Below are 287 nucleotides of genomic sequence, written 5' to 3'. Positions count from 1 at the left end.
AATGGGATAAAACCAAAATTAAATTTCCAAAACAGAATCTACTAAATGGTCAACCTTCAATAAAAACTTATTTATAAACATTACTACATTCCTGTACGAATTGCCTCAACAGGATCTAGATTAGCCGCCGATATAGCAGGCAAAATACCCGAAAGCAAACCAATAAAGGCCGATAAACTTGTCCCTAAAAGAATATTACCAAAACCTAATACAAATTAGAAATCCAACGCATTGGTCAACACAATAGCTATAACCCAAACAAAAAACAATCCAATTAATCCACCAAT

Annotated in this window: 1 pseudogene; it reads right to left on the bottom strand. The window is 33.1% G+C overall.

Going from position 1 to position 287, the window contains the following annotated elements:
- Positions 1-83 precede the first annotated feature (83 nt).
- Positions 84-287 (bottom strand): annotated as a pseudogene (locus tag WFZ86_RS20255) (ABC transporter permease); the annotation flags it as partial.

The sequence above is a fragment of the Flavobacterium polysaccharolyticum genome, assembly GCF_038739875.1.
GTDB lineage: Bacteria > Bacteroidota > Bacteroidia > Flavobacteriales > Flavobacteriaceae > Flavobacterium > Flavobacterium polysaccharolyticum.
The sequence above is the reverse complement of the archived record's forward strand: the minus strand, read 5'-3'. Positions and strand labels throughout refer to the sequence as shown.